The 17,020-nt window shown below is 65.1% G+C and carries 20 protein-coding genes and 1 riboswitch; of the genes, 6 read left to right on the plus strand and 14 right to left on the minus strand.

All coding sequences use genetic code 11. The features are described from left to right. Positions 1-35 precede the first annotated feature (35 nt). Entirely contained in the window at positions 36-536 is a 501-nt protein-coding gene (locus AC066Y_RS05875) for a hypothetical protein (protein ID WP_478273045.1), read from the minus strand. 62 nt (positions 537-598) lie between these two features. Here AC066Y_RS05875 and AC066Y_RS05880 point away from each other — a divergent pair, with 62 nt between their 5' ends. After that, positions 599-1,360: an SOS response-associated peptidase gene (locus AC066Y_RS05880; RefSeq protein ID WP_478273046.1), complete on the plus strand. Its 762-nt coding sequence runs from the start codon at positions 599-601 to the stop codon at positions 1,358-1,360. Between the two features lie 360 nt (positions 1,361-1,720). Here AC066Y_RS05880 and AC066Y_RS05885 read toward each other — a convergent pair whose 3' ends face one another. From AC066Y_RS05885 to AC066Y_RS05895, 3 genes are read right to left on the minus strand one after another with little or no spacing between them, the layout of a single operon-like run. Further along, positions 1,721-2,116, minus strand: a complete 396-nt coding sequence (locus tag AC066Y_RS05885) for a RidA family protein (protein ID WP_212310618.1) — start codon at positions 2,114-2,116, stop codon at positions 1,721-1,723. Between the two features lie 5 nt (positions 2,117-2,121). Beyond that, on the minus strand, positions 2,122-2,601 hold the full coding sequence (locus tag AC066Y_RS05890) for a DUF6691 family protein (protein ID WP_478273047.1): 480 nt from the start codon (positions 2,599-2,601) through the stop codon (positions 2,122-2,124). A 2-nt stretch (positions 2,602-2,603) separates the two neighbouring features. Then, complete coding sequence (locus tag AC066Y_RS05895; protein WP_478273048.1) at positions 2,604-3,029, minus strand: YeeE/YedE family protein; 426 nt, start codon at positions 3,027-3,029, stop codon at positions 2,604-2,606. A 206-nt stretch (positions 3,030-3,235) separates the two neighbouring features. On the opposite strand from AC066Y_RS05895, the gene AC066Y_RS05900 reads away from it, so the two are divergent. Next, on the plus strand, positions 3,236-3,670 hold the full coding sequence (locus AC066Y_RS05900) for a hypothetical protein (protein WP_478273049.1): 435 nt from the start codon (positions 3,236-3,238) through the stop codon (positions 3,668-3,670). Positions 3,671-3,763: 93 nt separating this feature from the next. Here AC066Y_RS05900 and AC066Y_RS05905 read toward each other — a convergent pair whose 3' ends face one another. Next, complete coding sequence (locus AC066Y_RS05905) at positions 3,764-4,279, minus strand: mismatch-specific DNA-glycosylase (RefSeq protein ID WP_478273050.1); 516 nt, start codon at positions 4,277-4,279, stop codon at positions 3,764-3,766. Between the two features lie 302 nt (positions 4,280-4,581). Continuing rightward, the gene (locus AC066Y_RS05910; protein WP_478273051.1) at positions 4,582-4,977 is read right to left on the minus strand and encodes a hypothetical protein; all 396 of its coding nucleotides are present in this window, start codon (positions 4,975-4,977) and stop codon (positions 4,582-4,584) included. A gap of 156 nt (positions 4,978-5,133) precedes the next feature. Between AC066Y_RS05910 and AC066Y_RS05915 the strand changes: the two genes are divergently transcribed. Continuing rightward, positions 5,134-6,804 carry a flavin-containing monooxygenase gene (locus AC066Y_RS05915; protein WP_478273052.1) on the plus strand — a complete coding sequence of 557 codons (1,671 nt, stop codon included), beginning with the start codon at positions 5,134-5,136 and terminating at the stop codon, positions 6,802-6,804. Between the two features lie 615 nt (positions 6,805-7,419). After that, on the plus strand, positions 7,420-7,842 hold the full coding sequence (locus tag AC066Y_RS05920; RefSeq protein WP_478273053.1) for a hypothetical protein: 423 nt from the start codon (positions 7,420-7,422) through the stop codon (positions 7,840-7,842). 35 nt (positions 7,843-7,877) lie between these two features. On the opposite strand, the gene thiC is transcribed toward AC066Y_RS05920, so the two are convergent. From thiC to AC066Y_RS05950, 6 genes are all read right to left on the minus strand, one after another. Then, positions 7,878-9,776: a phosphomethylpyrimidine synthase ThiC gene (thiC, locus tag AC066Y_RS05925; protein WP_478273054.1), complete on the minus strand. Its 1,899-nt coding sequence runs from the start codon at positions 9,774-9,776 to the stop codon at positions 7,878-7,880. A 182-nt stretch (positions 9,777-9,958) separates the two neighbouring features. Next, positions 9,959-10,567: a thiamine phosphate synthase gene (locus AC066Y_RS05930; protein ID WP_478273055.1), complete on the minus strand. Its 609-nt coding sequence runs from the start codon at positions 10,565-10,567 to the stop codon at positions 9,959-9,961. After that, positions 10,554-11,336: a thiazole synthase gene (locus tag AC066Y_RS05935; RefSeq protein ID WP_478273056.1), complete on the minus strand. Its 783-nt coding sequence runs from the start codon at positions 11,334-11,336 to the stop codon at positions 10,554-10,556. Before AC066Y_RS05935 ends, AC066Y_RS05930 begins: the two co-directional genes overlap by 14 nt. A gap of 184 nt (positions 11,337-11,520) precedes the next feature. Next, on the minus strand, positions 11,521-11,718 hold the full coding sequence (thiS, locus tag AC066Y_RS05940) for a sulfur carrier protein ThiS (protein WP_028332603.1): 198 nt from the start codon (positions 11,716-11,718) through the stop codon (positions 11,521-11,523). Beyond that, positions 11,709-12,722, minus strand: a complete 1,014-nt coding sequence (locus AC066Y_RS05945; RefSeq protein ID WP_478273057.1) for an FAD-dependent oxidoreductase — start codon at positions 12,720-12,722, stop codon at positions 11,709-11,711. Before AC066Y_RS05945 ends, thiS begins: the two co-directional genes overlap by 10 nt. Then, positions 12,710-12,853, minus strand: a riboswitch (TPP riboswitch). (Overlaps the previous gene by 13 nt.) A 199-nt stretch (positions 12,854-13,052) precedes the next feature. Next, positions 13,053-13,580, minus strand: coding sequence for a transglycosylase SLT domain-containing protein (locus AC066Y_RS05950; RefSeq protein WP_478273058.1), 528 nt, complete (start codon positions 13,578-13,580; stop codon positions 13,053-13,055). A gap of 377 nt (positions 13,581-13,957) precedes the next feature. On the opposite strand from AC066Y_RS05950, the gene AC066Y_RS05955 reads away from it, so the two are divergent. Continuing rightward, positions 13,958-14,152: a hypothetical protein gene (locus tag AC066Y_RS05955; protein WP_092116000.1), complete on the plus strand. Its 195-nt coding sequence runs from the start codon at positions 13,958-13,960 to the stop codon at positions 14,150-14,152. Between the two features lie 45 nt (positions 14,153-14,197). Here AC066Y_RS05955 and AC066Y_RS05960 read toward each other — a convergent pair whose 3' ends face one another. Together AC066Y_RS05960 and AC066Y_RS05965 are read right to left on the minus strand one after the other, a co-directional pair. After that, positions 14,198-15,556 (minus strand): ATP-binding protein, encoded by a 1,359-nt coding sequence (locus AC066Y_RS05960; protein ID WP_478273059.1) that lies wholly within the window; start codon positions 15,554-15,556, stop codon positions 14,198-14,200. 2 nt (positions 15,557-15,558) lie between these two features. After that, the gene (locus tag AC066Y_RS05965) at positions 15,559-16,296 is read right to left on the minus strand and encodes a response regulator (RefSeq protein WP_021079973.1); all 738 of its coding nucleotides are present in this window, start codon (positions 16,294-16,296) and stop codon (positions 15,559-15,561) included. Between the two features lie 278 nt (positions 16,297-16,574). Between AC066Y_RS05965 and AC066Y_RS05970 the strand changes: the two genes are divergently transcribed. Beyond that, positions 16,575-16,952: a PRC-barrel domain-containing protein gene (locus AC066Y_RS05970; protein ID WP_478273060.1), complete on the plus strand. Its 378-nt coding sequence runs from the start codon at positions 16,575-16,577 to the stop codon at positions 16,950-16,952. Positions 16,953-17,020 lie beyond the last annotated feature (68 nt).

The raw sequence follows: 17,020 nt of genomic DNA on the forward strand, positions 1-17,020 counted from the left end.
GACAACCAGTTTTGACGACCATCATGCCCGATAAATCAGGCGCCCGCCATGATGCCGTCGACATCGGCCTCTGCGGCACCGTTGATGACACCGGCGGTCTGCATCACCAGCGGCTTGACCCAGACGATCGCCTGCTCGGCGAGCGCGACCCGGCTCTTGTCCTGATGCAACTGCCGCATCGCGGCGCCGACCTCGGTCAGGATACTGGTCATGCTGGCGGTGAGCTGGTCGAATTCGGCCCGGATTCGGGCGTCCGCGGTCTCATAGGCCTCGATCGCGAGGTCGCGCGCCTTGAAGTTGGACGCGGTGAAATGCTCGGCATAGGACAGGGGTTGCCATTCGAGGAAATCGCTGGCGCATTCCGGCAGGTCCGGCACCATCTCCAGCAGCATGATGGCTTCGTTGAAGTGATTGAGGTAGTCGGTCGCAAGCCCGGTGCGGGGATTGATGTTGGCGGCGCGCAACAGCGCCGCCCGCGCCTCGTCGGGGTACGTCGGTCGCGGGGAAGAGCCCGCTATGGCGGCCGTTGAGGTCATTGGTCGCAGTCTTTAACGGTCCAAGTTAAGGCTGAATAAACGGATACCACCCTGGACAGGATATGTGCGGACGCTTTGTCATTACCTCGCCGCCAGCGGCCTTGCGAGAGATGTTCGGCTACATCGAGCAGCCGAATTTTCCGCCGCGGTATAATGTTGCGCCGACCCAGCCGATCCCGGTCGTGCTGCTGCAGAATGGCGGCCGGCATTTTCAATTGATGCGCTGGGGCCTGATCCCGTCCTGGGTCAAGGATCCCCGCACGTTCTCGCTGCTCATCAACGCCCGCTCCGAGACGGTGCGGGAGAAGCCGGCGTTCAAGAACGCGATCAAGCGGCGCCGCGCGCTGATTCCGGCCGACGGCTACTACGAATGGCAGGATGCCGGCGGCCGCAAGCGGCCGTTCTTCATCCATCGCCGCGACGGCCATCCGCTCGCCTTCGCCGCGCTCGCCGAGACCTGGATGGGACCGAACGGCGAGGAGCAGGACACCGTCGCGATCGTCACTGCGCCTGCGAGCCCCGACCTTGCGCAACTGCATCACCGCGTGCCCGTCACGATCCGGCCCGAGCAATTCGCGCGCTGGCTCGACTGCCTGCCCAACGATGTCGACGACGTGATGCCGATGCTGAAGGGACCCGATGTCGGCGAGTTCGCCTGGCACCAAGTGACGATGCGCGTGAATGCCGTCGCCAACGACGATGCGCAATTGCTGCTGCCGATGAGCGCGGAAGAGATCGCCGCGGAGGACGCGCCGGCCCCGAAGAAGGTGGCTGCGCGCAAGGCGCCGGTGCGCGAGGACGACGGGCAGGGGTCGTTGTTTTGAGGGCTCACTGAAGAAGCGTGATGCAGCGTGGATTTGCGCCCAGCTCTCTCCACATCGTCGTCCCGGCGAAAGCCGGGACCCATAACCACCGCAGTTGATCGTGAACGGGAACGCGGCCCCAGCGTCGCGCAACAATCGAGATCTGGGGTAATGGGTCCTGGCTTTCGCCAGGACGACGGCGAGTGTGTTGCACGGCCTGGATTCCAAAACTCGCAACCCCGCGTTCTCGCGACGCGTTTTGTCCGAGCTTTCGCGATGTGCCAACTTCGTAGGGCGGGTTAGCGAAGCGTAACCCGCCGCCTTCCTTGCCGCAGCATCGGTGGGTTACGCCTTCGGCTAACCCACCCTACGGTCGCGGCTTCACCCCTTCACGGACGCCACGCCCTCGATCTCGATCAGCATCTTCGGATTGGGCAGCGCCACCACGACGCAGGTGGTGCGCGCGGGGTAGGGTGCAGGGCCGAACGCGCCGGCATACAGAACGTTCATCGTCGCGACGTCGCTGGCGCGGGTCAGCAGCACGTTGACCTTGACGAGATCGCGCATCGTGGCGCCGGCCTCGGTCAGCACGCGCCGGAAATTGGTGACGACGTTGGCGAACTGCGCCTCGAAGCCGTCGGGCAGCTCGCGGTTGGCGTCGAAGCCGGGAATGCCCGAGATGAACAAGAGATCGCCGACGCGGGCGCCGAACGAGAGCGGTGGCGCCGTGACGCCGGGCGGAGGAGGGAAGTGCTTGATTGCTGTGTTTTCTGTCACTGGGGTCACCCGTCTGCGCGAGAGGGAAGGGAAGCGGTTTCGACGCCGCGCGGCGCCATTGTGCGCGGGCGCCAGAGATTCCTGCCGAAGAGATTCTGGCCGATCATGCCGGCCAGCATTGCGACGACGAACACCACGATCGGCAGCGAAAGCCCGGCAAGATTGACCAGCGCGGGCCCGGGGCAGATGCCGGCGAGGCCCCAGCCGATGCCGAACAGCACGGCGCCACCAACCAGCGGCGCGTCGATGTCGTTGCGGTCGGGCCAGAGGAAGCGCGCCGAGAAGGCAGGCGCGGTGCGCCGCCGCGCGATCGCAAAGCCGGTTGCCGCGACCGCGACCGCACCCGCCATCACGAAGGCAAGCGTCGCATCCCATGCGCCGAACAGGTCGAGGAAGCCGAGCACCTTCTGCGGATCGGTCATGCCCGAGATCAGAAGGCCCGCGCCGAAGATCAGGCCGCACACGAAGCTTGCGAGAAGGGGCATCGCTAGCCTCCGATCCCGTGCCTGACGATGGCAACCGTGACGATCGCCGCCGTCATGAAGATGAACGTGGCCACGATCGAGCGGCCGGACAGCCGCGCGAAGCCGCAGACGCCGTGGCCCGAGGTGCAGCCATTGCCCATCCTTGTGCCGAACCCGACCAGAAGGCCCGCGATCGCGATCACCACAAGGCTCGCATTCATCGCCGGCCGCGGCAGCGGCGCGCCGAATAGTGCCGCAATCAGGGGCGCCGCGATCAACCCTGCAATAAACGCGATGCGCCAGGCGCGGTCGGCGGTATCGGGCTGGAGCAGGCCGCCGACGATGCCGGTGACGCCGGCGATTCGCCCGGTCAGCAGCATCAGCAGCGCCGCGGCGAGGCCGATCAGCGCGCCGCCGAGAAGGCCGGAAACTGGGGTGAAATCGTGCATCGGTGCGGGTCCCTGTTGCGCAAACTCCTCAGCGATGGCGCAAAGCGGTGGCAGCGCATGCGCCAATGGTCGCGCGACTACATGGGCGATGATAGACTCCGCAATAACAGGAACAAGCGCAATCCCGCGTGTTTTGCCGGCATTTCGACGTGCTGCCGCCCGATTGGATTGCCGCGATTCGCTTCACTTCGTCCGGAGAACTCCCCATGAGATTGTCATCCGCCGCCCGCGCCGTGCTGTTCGCGCTGGCGCTGCTCACCGGCTCGTCCGCCGCACTGGCCGACGAGGGCGCGGTGACGCTCGTCATCTTCAAGGGCGGCTGGATCTTCGGCGGCTCCGCCGGCAAGGGCGTCCTGACCTTCCGCGGCCAGACCTACGGGCTGACCGCCGGCGGGCTGGACTACGGCCTCGTGTTCGGCGGCTCGCAGACCACGTTGCAGGGGCGAGTGCGCAACATCCGCCGCGCCCAGGATATCGCCGGCGTCTACGCCGCGGCAGGCATGGGCGTTGCACTCGGCGCCGGCGTGCGCGGCATCCTCTTGACCAACCAGAACGGCGCGGTGCTCGAACTGAGCGGCAAGCAGATCGGGCTGATGGCCAATGTCGACCTCAGCGGGCTTGCGATCACGCTGAAGGAGTAACGGGCGCGGTGCGTAGGGTGGGTTAGCCGAAGGCGTAACCCACCGACTTATATCCGCGATTGAAGCTGGCGGGTTACGCTGCGCTAACCCGCCCTACGGTTCTGCAATCCACTCGGCCAGCTCACGCCACGGCTGCAAGGTCCAGTGCCCCGACGCCGCACCCGATGGCGACGGCAGCACGAACACCTCTGGAAAACCGCTCACGGGCGGCTGCCGCCCGAGCGCAAGCGCGCTGGTCGGCTTGTCGTAAAACAGGCTCGCCGCCTTCCTGCTGGTGAAAGCGATGGTCTTCGGCCGAACCATCTCGATCTTGATCCTGAAGCCCGCGACATCGAACGAGCCCCGCGCGATCTCATGATCCATCCCGGCGCCGGTCTTGGAGAGATCGGTGAAGCCGATGCCGAGTTCGAGCAGGGCGGTGAACTCATCCGGCCGATAACGCCGCGGCGTGATGCCGGCCTCGTGCAACGCGCGCCAGAAGCGGTTGCCGGGATGCGCGTAGTAATGCCCGACGGCGGCCGAGCGCGTGCTGGCCGCGGTGCCGACGAACACCAGCCGCAGATTGGCGCGGAGCTGGTCGGGGAGGCGGTGGGGATTGCGATCGGGCATCTGACAGGAGACCGAGGAGAGCATACACGCGTTGCAGTGTGAAGCGATCAGGTCGAATAGCGACCGCGCTGCGCTCCCTCTCCCGCTTGCGGGGAAATGGGATCACAGCAGCGCCGAGCCGCTCGCCACGGACGCGCGGGACCAAAACAGCGAAAACAACCCCATGCAAAGGAGCCGGCGGCTGCCGCCGTCCGATGGCATCTTGACACGTCGGGCAACTCAGGGGCATATTTCCAATATTCCGAAATCGTGTAGCATCCCTTCGCCCGCCAGGCTTGCGCATTATGGCGTGCCAATGCGCGCTACCGCACCGGCTCCTTGACCTCGTCCTCAGTCGTCACCGCCTGCGCCGGCCCCGTCGAGCGCACCATCAAGAACCGTCCCGAGAACGCCGTGCCGCGGATGCTCCAGCGGCCGTCGATCTCCGTCGCGTCGGCATTGACAGCGCCTTCATAGTGGACGGTGTCATAGCCGTAGCCCGATGGTTCGTAGCGCTTGACGAACGTCACCGCGCTGCCTGATCGGTGACCCGCAAGCGAGGCATTGTGGGTGCTGATCGGGCAGCCCGGCGCGACGCAGGGTTCGGTCACGCTGCCGCCGAGCGCGCCGCCGGCGTCGATCAACGTCGCCAGGAACGTGACCATGCCGCTCGGCTGGACGTAGCTGCCGTCCCAGACGCCGGTGAGATTGTCGTCCATGTCGCTGGTCCGGATTTCCGCGCGTTGAAATGCTGAGATCGATGTGGTGCAGGCAGCGCCTCAACGCAAGTCGCGCGCGCCGCCGCGCGGTTGCCTGATCCGGCAAAACGGTCTGTAATCCAGCCCAACAGATCAAGAAGACTATTGGAGCTGACAATGACGGGAGAGGCGAAAACCCATTACGAGGTGATCGTGGTCGGCGCCGGCGTCGCCGGCATCTACCAGATCAAGCGGCTCGCCGATCTCGGCATCGACGCCATTGTGCTCGAAGCCGCGCCCGATCTCGGCGGCACCTGGTACTGGAACCGCTATCCGGGCTGCCGCTTCGATTCCGAGAGCTATACCTACGGCTTCTCGTTCTCGCGCGAGCTGCTCGACGAGTGGCACTGGAAGGAGCGCTTCTCCGGCCAGCCCGAGAATCTGCGCTACCTGAACTACGTCGCCGACAAGTTCGACCTGCGCAGGCACATGCAGTTCAACTGCAAGGTCGAGGCGATGCAGTTCGACGCGGCGCGCGACCTCTGGCAGCTCAGGGTCAGTGACGGCCGCGCGCTGACCTGCCGCTTCGTGGTGCTGGGGATCGGCCTGCTCTCGGCGCCGACCATGCCGCGCGTGCCTGGCATCTCCGACTTCAAGGGCCGCTCGTTCCACACCTATTACTGGCCGCACGAGCCGGTCGACCTCGCGGGCAAGAAGGTCGCGGTGATCGGCGCCGGCGCGACCGGCATTCAGGTGATCGGCGAGATCGCCGACAAGGTCGGCGAGCTCACGGTGTTTCAGCGCCGGCCGAACTGGAGCGCGCCGCTCAACAACAGCGCGATCTCAGACGCGGAGATGGCCGACATCCGCGCGCGCTATGACGAGATCTTTGCCGCCTGCGCGCTGACGCCGGGCAGCTTCGTGCACGGCCCTGACAAGCGCGGCTTCTACGAGGTGAGCCGCGAGGAGCGGCTGGCGCTCTGGGACAAGCTCTACGACGAGCCCGGCTTCGGCATCTGGCTGGCGAACTTCCGCGAGATCTTCATGGATGAGGCCGCCAATGCGGAGCTGTCCGGATATATCGCCGATCGCATCCGCCGCCGCGTCAACGATCCCAAGGTCGCCGAAAAGCTGATCCCCAGAGATCACGGTTTTGGCGTACAGCGCCTGCCGCTGGAGACCAACTATTTCGAGGCCTACAACCGCGACAATGTGCATCTCGTCGATCTCAGCGAGACGCCGCTGGTGCGCGTCACCGAGACTGGCCTGCGCACCACGGCGCGCGACTACGAATTCGACATCGTCGTCTACGCCACCGGCTTCGATGCCATCACCGGCGCCTATGACCTGATCGACATCACCGGCATCGGCGGGGAGAGGCTCGCCGACAAATGGAAGCATGCACCGTCGACCTTCCTCGGCATGATGGTCCACGGCTTCCCGAACCTGTTGATGCCGACCGGCCCGCAAAGCGCCTCCGCCTCGACAAACTTTCCGCGCGGCATCGAGAACGGCGTCAACTGGTGCACCAACCTCCTGCAATACATGTGGGACCGCGGCCTCACCCGCGCAGACGCCACGCTCGAAGCACAACAGCGCTGGACCGCGCATGTCGTCAAAATGTACGAGATCATGCTGATGCGCAAAGCCAAGTCGTGGTTCACCGGCTACAACTCCAACGTCCCCGGGCACGAGGAGGGGACGGTGCGGTACTTCGTGTACAATGGTGGTACACCGAAGTTTTTGGGGATCATCAATCGGGTGGCGGAGAAGGGGTATCAGGAGATTGAGTTTGGGGCGGGCTCGCGAGGTAACGCGCGAGCGCCAAATGCAGGCATGTCGGTGTAGCGCCGCACCGTAGCGTAATCCGCCACTTCTCGTCGATCTAATCCTTCGCCACGGTACCGCCGGGCATAATGGGCGCTTGTGTCAGAAGCGAGGACGCAGGCCTTTAGCTGGGGATAGCAATTCTGTTTCTATTTTGTTCTTTCACCACCATGAGTAGTATGTGCGTGGCTTGCTAAAGTTGGTTGGGTAAGCTCTCGGGAGGGAATTGGTGGCGAAGAAGCAAAAGGCACGGCCTGCTGGCCGAAGTTCGAGCGATGGTGAAGCGAAGTTTGCGTATACGACGAAGCCCGCGTCCCTTCGCCGGCTCCTGAAGGAGATCCCTAAGAAGCCGAAGCCGTTGAAGTTTGACAGAGATCTCCTTCGCTCATGGGGGTTCGAGAAGCTGAGTCGGAGTCGCGCACTTGCTCCAGCTCGAACCGTGGCGCAAGCCATATCGGTCGAGTCCGTGCTGTCTGCTCTCAATTCATTTACCGAAGTGGTTCGCTACTTGAACACCAGGCGACGCAGCGGCGCCATTCTCGATCTCTCGAATGAAGGATCAGTGCAGGACGCTTTGTATTTGATGCTTCGTCCGTGGATACTCGATCTGGTCCCGGAGAGTCCAACGGATATCCGTTGCTTGCAGCAGGTTTCTTAGGGCTCTGGAATGAGAAGGCTCGTTGGCGAAACGAGAAGTTTGACTTCGTTCCTGCGAATGTGAGCGCTCGCCTTCCGATCGCGGAACTTAATGCGATTGTGAAGGTGGAGAGTGTTGTTGCCGTCAAGCTCCAGAATGGAGCGCATCGAATCGTTTACCCGTACTTTAGTGAGCAGCCCGCACTCCCTGCCGAAGGGGCCAGATTGGGCTTTTGGGCTGTCAGGGAAGCGCTTCCAAACTTCGCGATCGAAGATATGCGAATTATTGATTTATTGCGCAGCGCATACTTTCGCGGCTCCGAGGTCCCACTTCAAGGTGATGAACGAGCGACCTTTATTCAGATGTACGGAGTTCTGCTGAAAGAGTGGGGCAAACTCAAGGACGAATTCTTGCCAAGATGAGCGGCCGCTCTTTGGCGACCGCTCATTCCCAGTCTTCACAGCACCCGATTGCTCTCCTTCACCTTGTCCGCATCGAGATACAGGTTCTCGCCCATCTCCTTGAACTTGGCGCTCATCTGCGCCATGCCGTCCTCGATGGTGCCTGAGATCGACGCCCCGACGCCGGTCGGATCGTTCAGCGTCGCCGCGTAATCCCGCACGTCCTGGGTGATCTTCATCGAGCAGAATTTCGGGCCGCACATCGAGCAGAAATGCGCGACCTTGTGGGCTTCCTTGGGCAGGGTCTCGTCGTGGAAGTTCTTCGCGGTCTCGGGGTCGAGGCCGAGGTTGAACTGGTCCTGCCAGCGGAAGTCGAAGCGGGCACGGCTGAGCGCATCATCGCGGAGCTGCGCGGCGGGGTGGCCCTTGGCGAGGTCAGACGCGTGAGCGGCGATCTTGTAGGTGATGACGCCGACCTTGACGTCGTTGCGGTCGGGCAGGCCGAGATGCTCCTTCGGCGTGACGTAGCACAGCATGGCGCAGCCGAACCAGCCGATCATCGCCGCGCCAATGCCCGAGGTGATGTGGTCGTAGCCCGGCGCGATGTCGGTGGTCAGCGGCCCCAGGGTGTAGAACGGCGCCTCGCCGCATTCCTTGAGCTGCTTGTCCATGTTGATCTTGATCTTGTGCATCGGCACGTGGCCGGGGCCCTCGATCATGACCTGGCAGCCCTTGTCCCACGCGATCTTGGTCAATTCGCCGAGCGTCTCCAGTTCGGCAAATTGCGCGCGGTCGTTGGCGTCGGCGATCGAGCCCGGGCGCAGGCCGTCGCCCAGCGAGAACGAGACGTCATACTTGCGCATGAGGTCGCAGATCTCGTCGAAATGGGTGTAGAGGAAGCTCTCCTTGTGATGCGCGAGGCACCACTTCGCCATGATCGAGCCGCCGCGCGACACGATGCCGGTGACGCGGTTGGCGGTGAGGTGGATGTAGGGCAGCCGCACGCCGGCGTGGATCGTGAAATAGTCGACGCCCTGCTCGCACTGCTCGATCAGCGTGTCCTTGTAGAGCTCCCAGGTCAGCTTGACCGGATCGCCGTCGCACTTCTCCAGCGCCTGGTAGATCGGCACCGTGCCGATCGGCACCGGCGAGTTGCGCAGGATCCATTCGCGGGTGGTGTGGATGTTGCGCCCCGTCGAGAGATCCATCACGGTGTCGGCGCCCCAGCGGATCGCCCACACCATCTTGTCGACCTCTTCCTCGACCGACGAGGTCACCGCCGAGTTGCCGATATTGGCGTTGATCTTGGTGAGGAAGTTGCGGCCGATGATCATCGGCTCGAGCTCGGCATGGTTGATGTTGGAGGGGATGATGGCCCGTCCCCGCGCGATCTCGCTGCGGACGAATTCCGGCGTGATGAAGGCCGGCACCGCAGCGCCGAAGCTCTCGCCGTCGGCAAGGGCGGCCTCGGCACGTTCGAGCTGCTGCTTGCGGCCGAGATTCTCGCGCTCGGCGACGTAGATCATCTCCTTGGTGATGATGCCGGCGCGGGCGAATTCGAGCTGGGTGATCTTGTGGCCGTCGAGCCCGCGCAGCGGCCGGTGGTGCGCGGTAAAGGCCTTGGCGGCATGCGATGCGCCGACATTGCCGTTGTCCTCCGGCTTGATGGTGCGGCCCTGATATTCCTCGACGCCGCCGCGCTCCTTGACCCAGGCGAGGCGATTGCGCGGCAGGCCGCTGTTGACGTCGATCGTCACGGCCGGATCGGTGTAGGGGCCCGAGGTGTCATAGACCGGCAGGTTCGGCTCGCCGGCGCCTTCCGACAGGATGATCTCGCGCAGCGGCACGCGGAGATCGGGCGCGGCCTCCGGCGTCGCAAAGATCTTGCGCGATGAGGGGAGCGGGCCGGTGGTGACGGCGGGGAGCGTGGTGTCGGGGTTGGAGCGGATGTTCATGGGATCCTCCTTTTAGTTCGTTGGCAGCGCTGCGCGCGAGTTGAGTGCCGCTGTCATCCCCGCGAAGGCGGGGATCCAGTATTCCAGAGGCCGCGGGGGGATACGGAGACGCCGCGGCGTACTGGATCGCCCGGTCAAGCCGGGCGATGACGGCAGAGGGTGTGGGGCGTGGGTCGTGTGCATCACGCGGCCTCCGCGTTGAGGCCGAGCCATTGCCGCACCCTCGCGTCGGGGTCGGCGTTCTGGGTGACGTCGGAGACGACGGCGATCGAGTCGGCGCCGGCGGCGAAGATCTCGGCGGCGTGCTCGAACTTGATGCCGCCGATCGCGACCAGCGGGATCGCGCCGATGCGTTTCTTCCACTCGGCGATCTTCGGTATGCCCTGCGGCGCGAACCGCATCGACTTCAGCGTGGTGAAGAAGATCGGGCCGAGCGCGACATAGTCGGGCTTCGCCGCGAGCGCGATGGCGAGCTCGGCGTCGTCATGGGTGGAGACGCCGAGTGTCAGCTTGGCTTTGCGGATCTCGGCAAGGTCAGCGTCAGCGAGGTCTTCCTGGCCGAGATGCAGATGCTCCGCGCCCGCGACGATCGCCGCGCGCCAGTAGTCGTTGACGACGAGTTTGGTGCCCGTGCCCCTGGTCACAGCCAGCGCGTCGGTGACGATCTGCAGCGCCTCGGCATCGTCGAGCTCCTTGGCGCGCAGCTGGATTGTGCCAACGCCGAGCTTGGTCAGTCGTTCGACCCACTCGATGCTGTCGACGACGGGATAGAACGGATCAGGATACGGCATGCCAGAACGGGGTCCCAACGACAGGGGTGGAGGGGGAGGCGAAGTCGCGGGCTTCCATCAGCCCGGCTTCATAGGCGGTGCGGCCGGCCTCGACGCCGAGGCGGAAGGCGTTGGCCATCGCAACCGGATCGGCGGCTTTCGCCACCGCGGTGTTGAGCAGCACGGCGTCGTAGCCGAGCTCGAGCGCTTCGGCGGCATGCGACGGCGCACCCAAGCCGGCGTCGACCACCAGCGTGATGTCGGGCAGGCGGTCGCGCAGCAGTTTCAGCGCGTCGCGGTTGGTGATGCCCTTGGCGCTGCCGATCGGCGCGGCCCACGGCATCACCACCTTGCAGCCGGCCTCGACCAGCCGCGAGGCGACCGAGAAATCCTCGGTGCAATAGGGGAACACCTCAAAACCGTCCTTGATCAGGATGGTGGCGGCCTCGACCAGGCCGACCACGTCGGGCTGCAGCGTGTCGTTGTCGGCGATCACCTCGAGCTTGATCCAGGGCGTGCCGAACAATTCGCGCGCGAGCTTTGCGGTGGTCACCGCCTCGCGCACGCTGCGGCAGCCGGCGGTGTTCGGCAGCACGGTGACGCCGAGCTCGCGGATCAGCGCCCAGAACGCATCGCCGGTCTTGCCGCCCGCGGCCTCACGGCGGAGCGATACGGTGACGATGCTGGCGCCCGAGGCGCGGATCGCGCCCTGCATGATCGCAGGCGACGGATACAGCGCCGTGCCGATCAAGAGGCGGGACGGGAAGGATTTGCCGTAGAAGGTGACCATGTGTCTCCTCACACTATGCCGTCGTCCCGGCGAAAGCCGGGACCCATACGCCGCGGCCCTTCAAAGGGGCACACGGGGCGACGTTCTTTCCGACAATGACCGGTCGTGGTTATGGGTCCCGGCTCCGTGCGCAAGCGCGCACTCGGCCGGGACGACGAGAGGAGGGAGTATGCGTTAGCCATCATCACCCTCCCTGCCGCGGCGTGATGATCTCGATCTCGTCGCCGGCCTTGAGCGCGGTCTCGGCCCAGCGGCTCTTCGGCACCACGTCGTAGTTCAGCGCGATCGCGAAATGGGTGCCCTCGTAGTCGAGCTCGGCGAGCAGCGCGTCGACGCTGGAAGCCGCGATCTCCCGCTGCTCGCCGTTGACGATCACGCGCATTGCATCACCTCATTGTCGATTTCGCCGCGCGCGAGATAGGCGAGCGTCAGCTCGGCCAGCGCCGGCGCGAGCAGGAAGCCGTGACGGTAGAGTCCGTTCACCGTGATGCGTTCCTGCTCGATGCTGATCTTGGGCAGATTGTCGGGAAACGCCGGGCGCAGGCCGGCGCCGAATTCGACGATGCGCGCCTCGCCGAAGGCCGGATGCACCACATAGGCGGCCCCTAACAGTTCCAGCGCCGAGCGCACGCTGACGCCGTTGTCCTCGGCCTCGATCGAGGTCGCCCCCAGCATGAAGCGGCCGTCGCCGCGCGGGATCACGTAAAGCGGCCAGCGCGGATGGATCAGCCGCACCGGGCGCAACAATTCGACTTCCGCGGTTTCGATGACGATCATCTCGCCCTTGACGCCGCGCAGGCTCGGCTCGCGGTCGCGTGCGGCAAGGCCGCGGCAGTCGATCACGAGGCCGTCGAGATCGTCAGCTTCGGCGTCGCTGCCGAACTTGATGGCGCCGCCGGCCTTGGCGATCGCGGCATGCAGCCGCGGCAGCACGCGGCGCGGCTCGACATGGCCCTCGTCGGGATAGAACAGGCCGTCACGGAAGCGGCCCTCGAGCGACGGTTCGAGTTCGCGGACGCCCTCGGCATCGAGCCGGCGATAACCTGACGTGAGGCGGGCAAAGCGCTCGAAATCGGCGCGGTCGCGCGGATGCGCTACCACCAGCGAGCCGTTGAACGCCGTTTCCGGAAAATGCTGCCGCCACAGGTCGAGCGAGCGGATGCCGAGCCGCGAGATCACGGGTTCGGAGGCCTCGGCCTCGCACCAGGGCGCCAGCATGCCGCCGGCCCAGTGGCTTGTGGATTGCGTCATCGCAGCGTCACCGCGCTCATGCAGGGTGACGGCACGTCCGGCCTCTGCGAGCAACAACGCATGCCAGGCGCCGGTTATGCCTGCGCCGATGATGGAGACGGGGGAATCCCCCCGCAGTCGTGACGTTTGGTACATCCCTGTCCCTTCGCCGGCATGACCCGGATCAGGTTCAAAGGGTCACCGCGGTCCCGAACTGATCGCCGTGATGGCGAAGTCCAAGCTTGCGGTATCTCAGCTCCTCCTTCGGAGCACCCCTCGGAACGCCCCTAATGTAGGCTGATGGGCGGATGTGTCAACTTGTATGCCAGGAGCGGCGCCGCGGCGTGCGCAGAGCGCGCGTGCCCCGGACGCAGCACAGCGCGACAGCGGTGCGTTGCCGAGCCGGGGCGCATTCTTTCGAAACGGAGGTCACGGCTCTGCGGAGCAAGGCTTGCGCGTTGCACCGCGTTCGGGACACGCAAGCAGCTATTTGGGAGCCTGTTCCGGCTTCGGCTCGGCGGTATCGGCCGACATTTGCTCTTGCTTGGCGAGTTCCCTCGGTGGCGCACCCACGCCGCCATGCATCGCCTCCTTGAGGTGACCGCCGCGCTGCCGCTTTGCGACGTAGTAATAGCCGCCCGCGAAATAACGCACGGCTCGGTCGAAATCCCCATTGGCGGCGCGATAGGCGCCCGCGAGGTATTTGACGCCGTATTTGAGGTTGGTCGCGGCGTCGCGCAGCCCTTCGGCGGTACCGGTGTAGCCGACCCCGCGGGCGGTCGCGAGCTTGATCTGCATCATCCCGATCGCGCCGCCGCGCCCGATCAGCTGCGGATGGTACTTGCTCTCGCGCACGATGACGCGATGCACCAGCTCTTCCGGCACCAGGTTGGCCTGGGCCTCCGCCGCCACCATCGCTTCATATTGCGCCCGCGATTGTGCACGCGCGCCGGCGCAGGACGCCAGCACGGCGATTGCGGCGGCAAAGTAGCCAAGGGTCTGAAGGGTCTTCATCTCGGGTCGCCCGGGTGATCAAACGCGCGTCGGTTCTGCGGTCTCATTGGTACGGCGAGCGGGCAGGAATGTGGCAAAACCTTCGCATCAGCGAACGTTCTGCGTCCGCGATCGTCCGGGTGCGGCTGAAGCGGACGATGCGCTTGCGAAGACAGATGCTTCAAATTGTTTGCTTCAATCGTCTCAGCCGAAAATTGTTTTTGCGTCCGATTTTCTTCTGCAGTTTTCTCGGCCGCCTTTTGCCGCACACTATCCACAGCGGATTGTCGTGCAAACGACTCGATGAAGGTCTACACTCGTCAGTGACAGCGCGCGTGTTGAGTCAGCACGTCTGTCCATTCAAAAGCACGCAAGAAACAACATTCGGGAGATGCGCCATGGTCCGACAGGACACCGGCTACATGCCTCGCGAAAATCCCTGCGCGCAATGCGGCAAGCCGATTGCCCGGCCCGATTGGGTGGAGCACAGCGAAGGGCGCACGTCGTTCCTGTGGAATTGCCGCGCCTGCAATTACCGCTTCGAGGCGATCGCGATCTACGACACAGCGCAGCTCAGGCCGCTCGCCGCCTGATCCCTTGATTGTTGGTCAGTTTCGTCGCCGATCAGATCAGCCTGATCAGGCCGCGGATTTGCGCGGCGATTGCAGCAGCTGCTGCCGCGCCGGCAGTTCGATCCGAACCACCAGGCCATGCGGCTTGCGATCGTGCAGCGACAGCGCGCCGCCATGCGCGAGCACGATGGCGTTGGCGATCGACAGGCCAAGGCCAAAGCCTTCGGCCTCGTCCATGTTGCGCGCCTGGTCGCCGCGCACGAACGGCTCCAGCACGCTTGCCTTGTGCGCGTCCGAAATGCCGGGGCCGTCATCCTCGATGTCGATGACGAGGCGATCCGGCTTGACGTCGAGGCGAATGGCGACCTCGCCGCCGAAGCGCACGGCATTGTCGACCAGATTGGTGATGCTGCGATGCAGGTCGGCCGGCCGCGCGGTCGCCATCGCGTGCTGCGGACCCTCGTAGCTGACCTTGTGTCCCATGTCGGCGAACTGGTCGGTGACGAGGTGCAGCGTGCTCGCGATGTCGACCAGCGTCATCTCCTCGAGCTTGCGGTCGTTGCGCAGGAACGACAGCACCGATTCCAGCATCGAGCGCATCTGGTCGAGGTCGCGCAGCATGCGGTGGCGATGGGTCTCGTCCTCGATGAATTCGGCGCGCAGCCGCATCCGCGTGATCGGCGTGCGCAGGTCGTGGCTGATCGCGGCCAGCATCTTGGTGCGGTCGTCAATCAATGCCGTGATGCGCTCGCGCATCCGGTTCAGCGCCTTGGCCAGCGAGCGGATCTCCTCGGGGCCGCGTTCGGGCAGCGGCGCGGCAGCGCCGTTCAGGCTGAAGGTCTCCGCGGCCTTGACGAAGGATGATAGCGGCGCCGTCAGCGCCCATGCCGCCCACAGGCCGAGCAGGGTGACGCTGATGACGGCGAACAACACCGTCATCATCCACGGCCCGCCCCAGAACGGCCGCATGTGCTGGTCCGGCATCAGGTTCGCGGCGAACATGGTGCCGTCGGGCAGGCGGATCGCGACGCGGCGGATCTCGCCGTCACGCGGCGTGGTGCCCGCCTCGCGCGGCAGAGAGTAGACGTGATAGCCGGCGCCGAGCCGGCGCAGCGCGTGCAGGCTCGGCGAGTCGGTCTCGGTGAGCGTGCCGGTATCGGCCGGCAGGTCGCCGATCGCAAGCTGCGGGAAGGCCCTAATGACGTCGGCCTGGAGCCGCGGCCGCTCCGATGCCGGGGCGTGCCCGAGCAGTTGCGCGGCGGCGGCGAGCTGGGTGTGCCACCGGTCGGACGGCTCCAGCCGGTCCGGGCGATGGATCAGGAAGGTGGCGGTGATGATCAGGTGCAGCGTGACGATCGAGACGACGACCAGCGCCGCCATCTGGGCGCCGATCCCCCGCAGACTCAGCACGCGCAGCAGCTTCATGGTCAGTTGCTCGTGGCGGCAACCGCCTCCACCCTCGGAGTGAACACATAGCCGCCGGACCGCACCGTCTTGATCATGGTGGCTTCCTGCGGATCGGGCTCGATCTTGCGTCGGATACGGCTGACCAAGACGTCGATCGAACGCTCGAACGAGCCGGCGCTGCGGCCTTGCGTCAGGTCGAGCAGGCTGTCGCGCGACAGCACGCGGCCGGGCCGTTCGCAGAAGGTGCGCAGCAGGTCGAACTCGGCGCTGGTCATGGCGACGCGCGCGCCTTCGGGGTTGCGCAGCTCGCGCAGGCGAATGTCGATGCGCCAGCCGAGGAAGGTCAGCGTGGTCGCGCCCTCGATCGCGCTGGCGTTGCGCGCGGCGGCCTGCCGGCGCAGCACCGCGTTGATGCGCGCCAGCAGTTCGCGCGGATTGAACGGCTTGGCCAGGTAATCGTCGGCGCCCATCTCGAGGCCGAGGATGCGGTCGACGTCCTCGCCGCGCGCGGTCAGCATGATGATCGGCGTCTGCGACTCCGCGCGCACCTTGCGGCACAGGCTGAGGCCGTCCTCGCCCGGCAGCATGACGTCGAGCACCAGCAGATCCACGCGGTGATCGGTCATGGCCTTGGCCATCTCGCGGCCGTCGGAGGCGGTCGTGACATGGCAGGAATTGGTGCGGAGATATTTGGCGATGAGAGACCGCGTTTCGCGGTCGTCCTCGACGACGAGGATATTGGGCGCAGCCTGGGTCATACCGACTCTTTTGTCCGTGATTCGGGGGAAGCGGCTCAGGAATTTTGTTTCAGTGCATTTCTGGAATCTTGCCCAGCCGATCGAGTTAAACAGGTCACCGGCAGGGAGAAAAGTTAGCGTTCTGTCATCAAGCTAATGCTTTGAAATTCGGGCCGAACTTCTCCGGCCGAGGCCGGCGCGAGCGGGGTTGCCGGAAAAGGGAAGGGTGGCTGTCATACCCGATGCGGAACCGGTTTCCCGGGCGACGCGTTATTTCCCTTTCAGGCCAGGAGGGAGAGATGGCTGTCGACGCCGGGACCAGACCGCATCAGCTCATTGCCAGCGATCGCATCGAAGGGACAGCGGTGCGCCGGGCCAACGGGGACATGATCGGCCACATCGAGCGGCTGATGATCGACAAGATCTCAGGCCAGGTATCATACGCAGTACTGAGTTTCGGTGGCTTCCTCGGTATCGGAACCAATCTGATCCCGCTGCCGTGGGGGCGGCTGCACTACAACCCGAAGTTCGAGGCCTACGAACTCGACATCGAGGATGACGAATTGAAGCGCGCGCCGTCGTTCCGCGCCGACAAGGACTTCGATTGGGGCGACCGCTCGCAGGAAGTCGAGCTGCATCGCTTCTACGGCGTGCCGCCTTATTGGGGCGGCTTCTGATCGCGCGGTGATCAGCGCGCATGATCGACGCGCGTCGATCGATGATGCGGCTGCGGGGCGAGCGCCGG

This window comes from Bradyrhizobium sp. USDA3010, assembly GCF_056429065.1.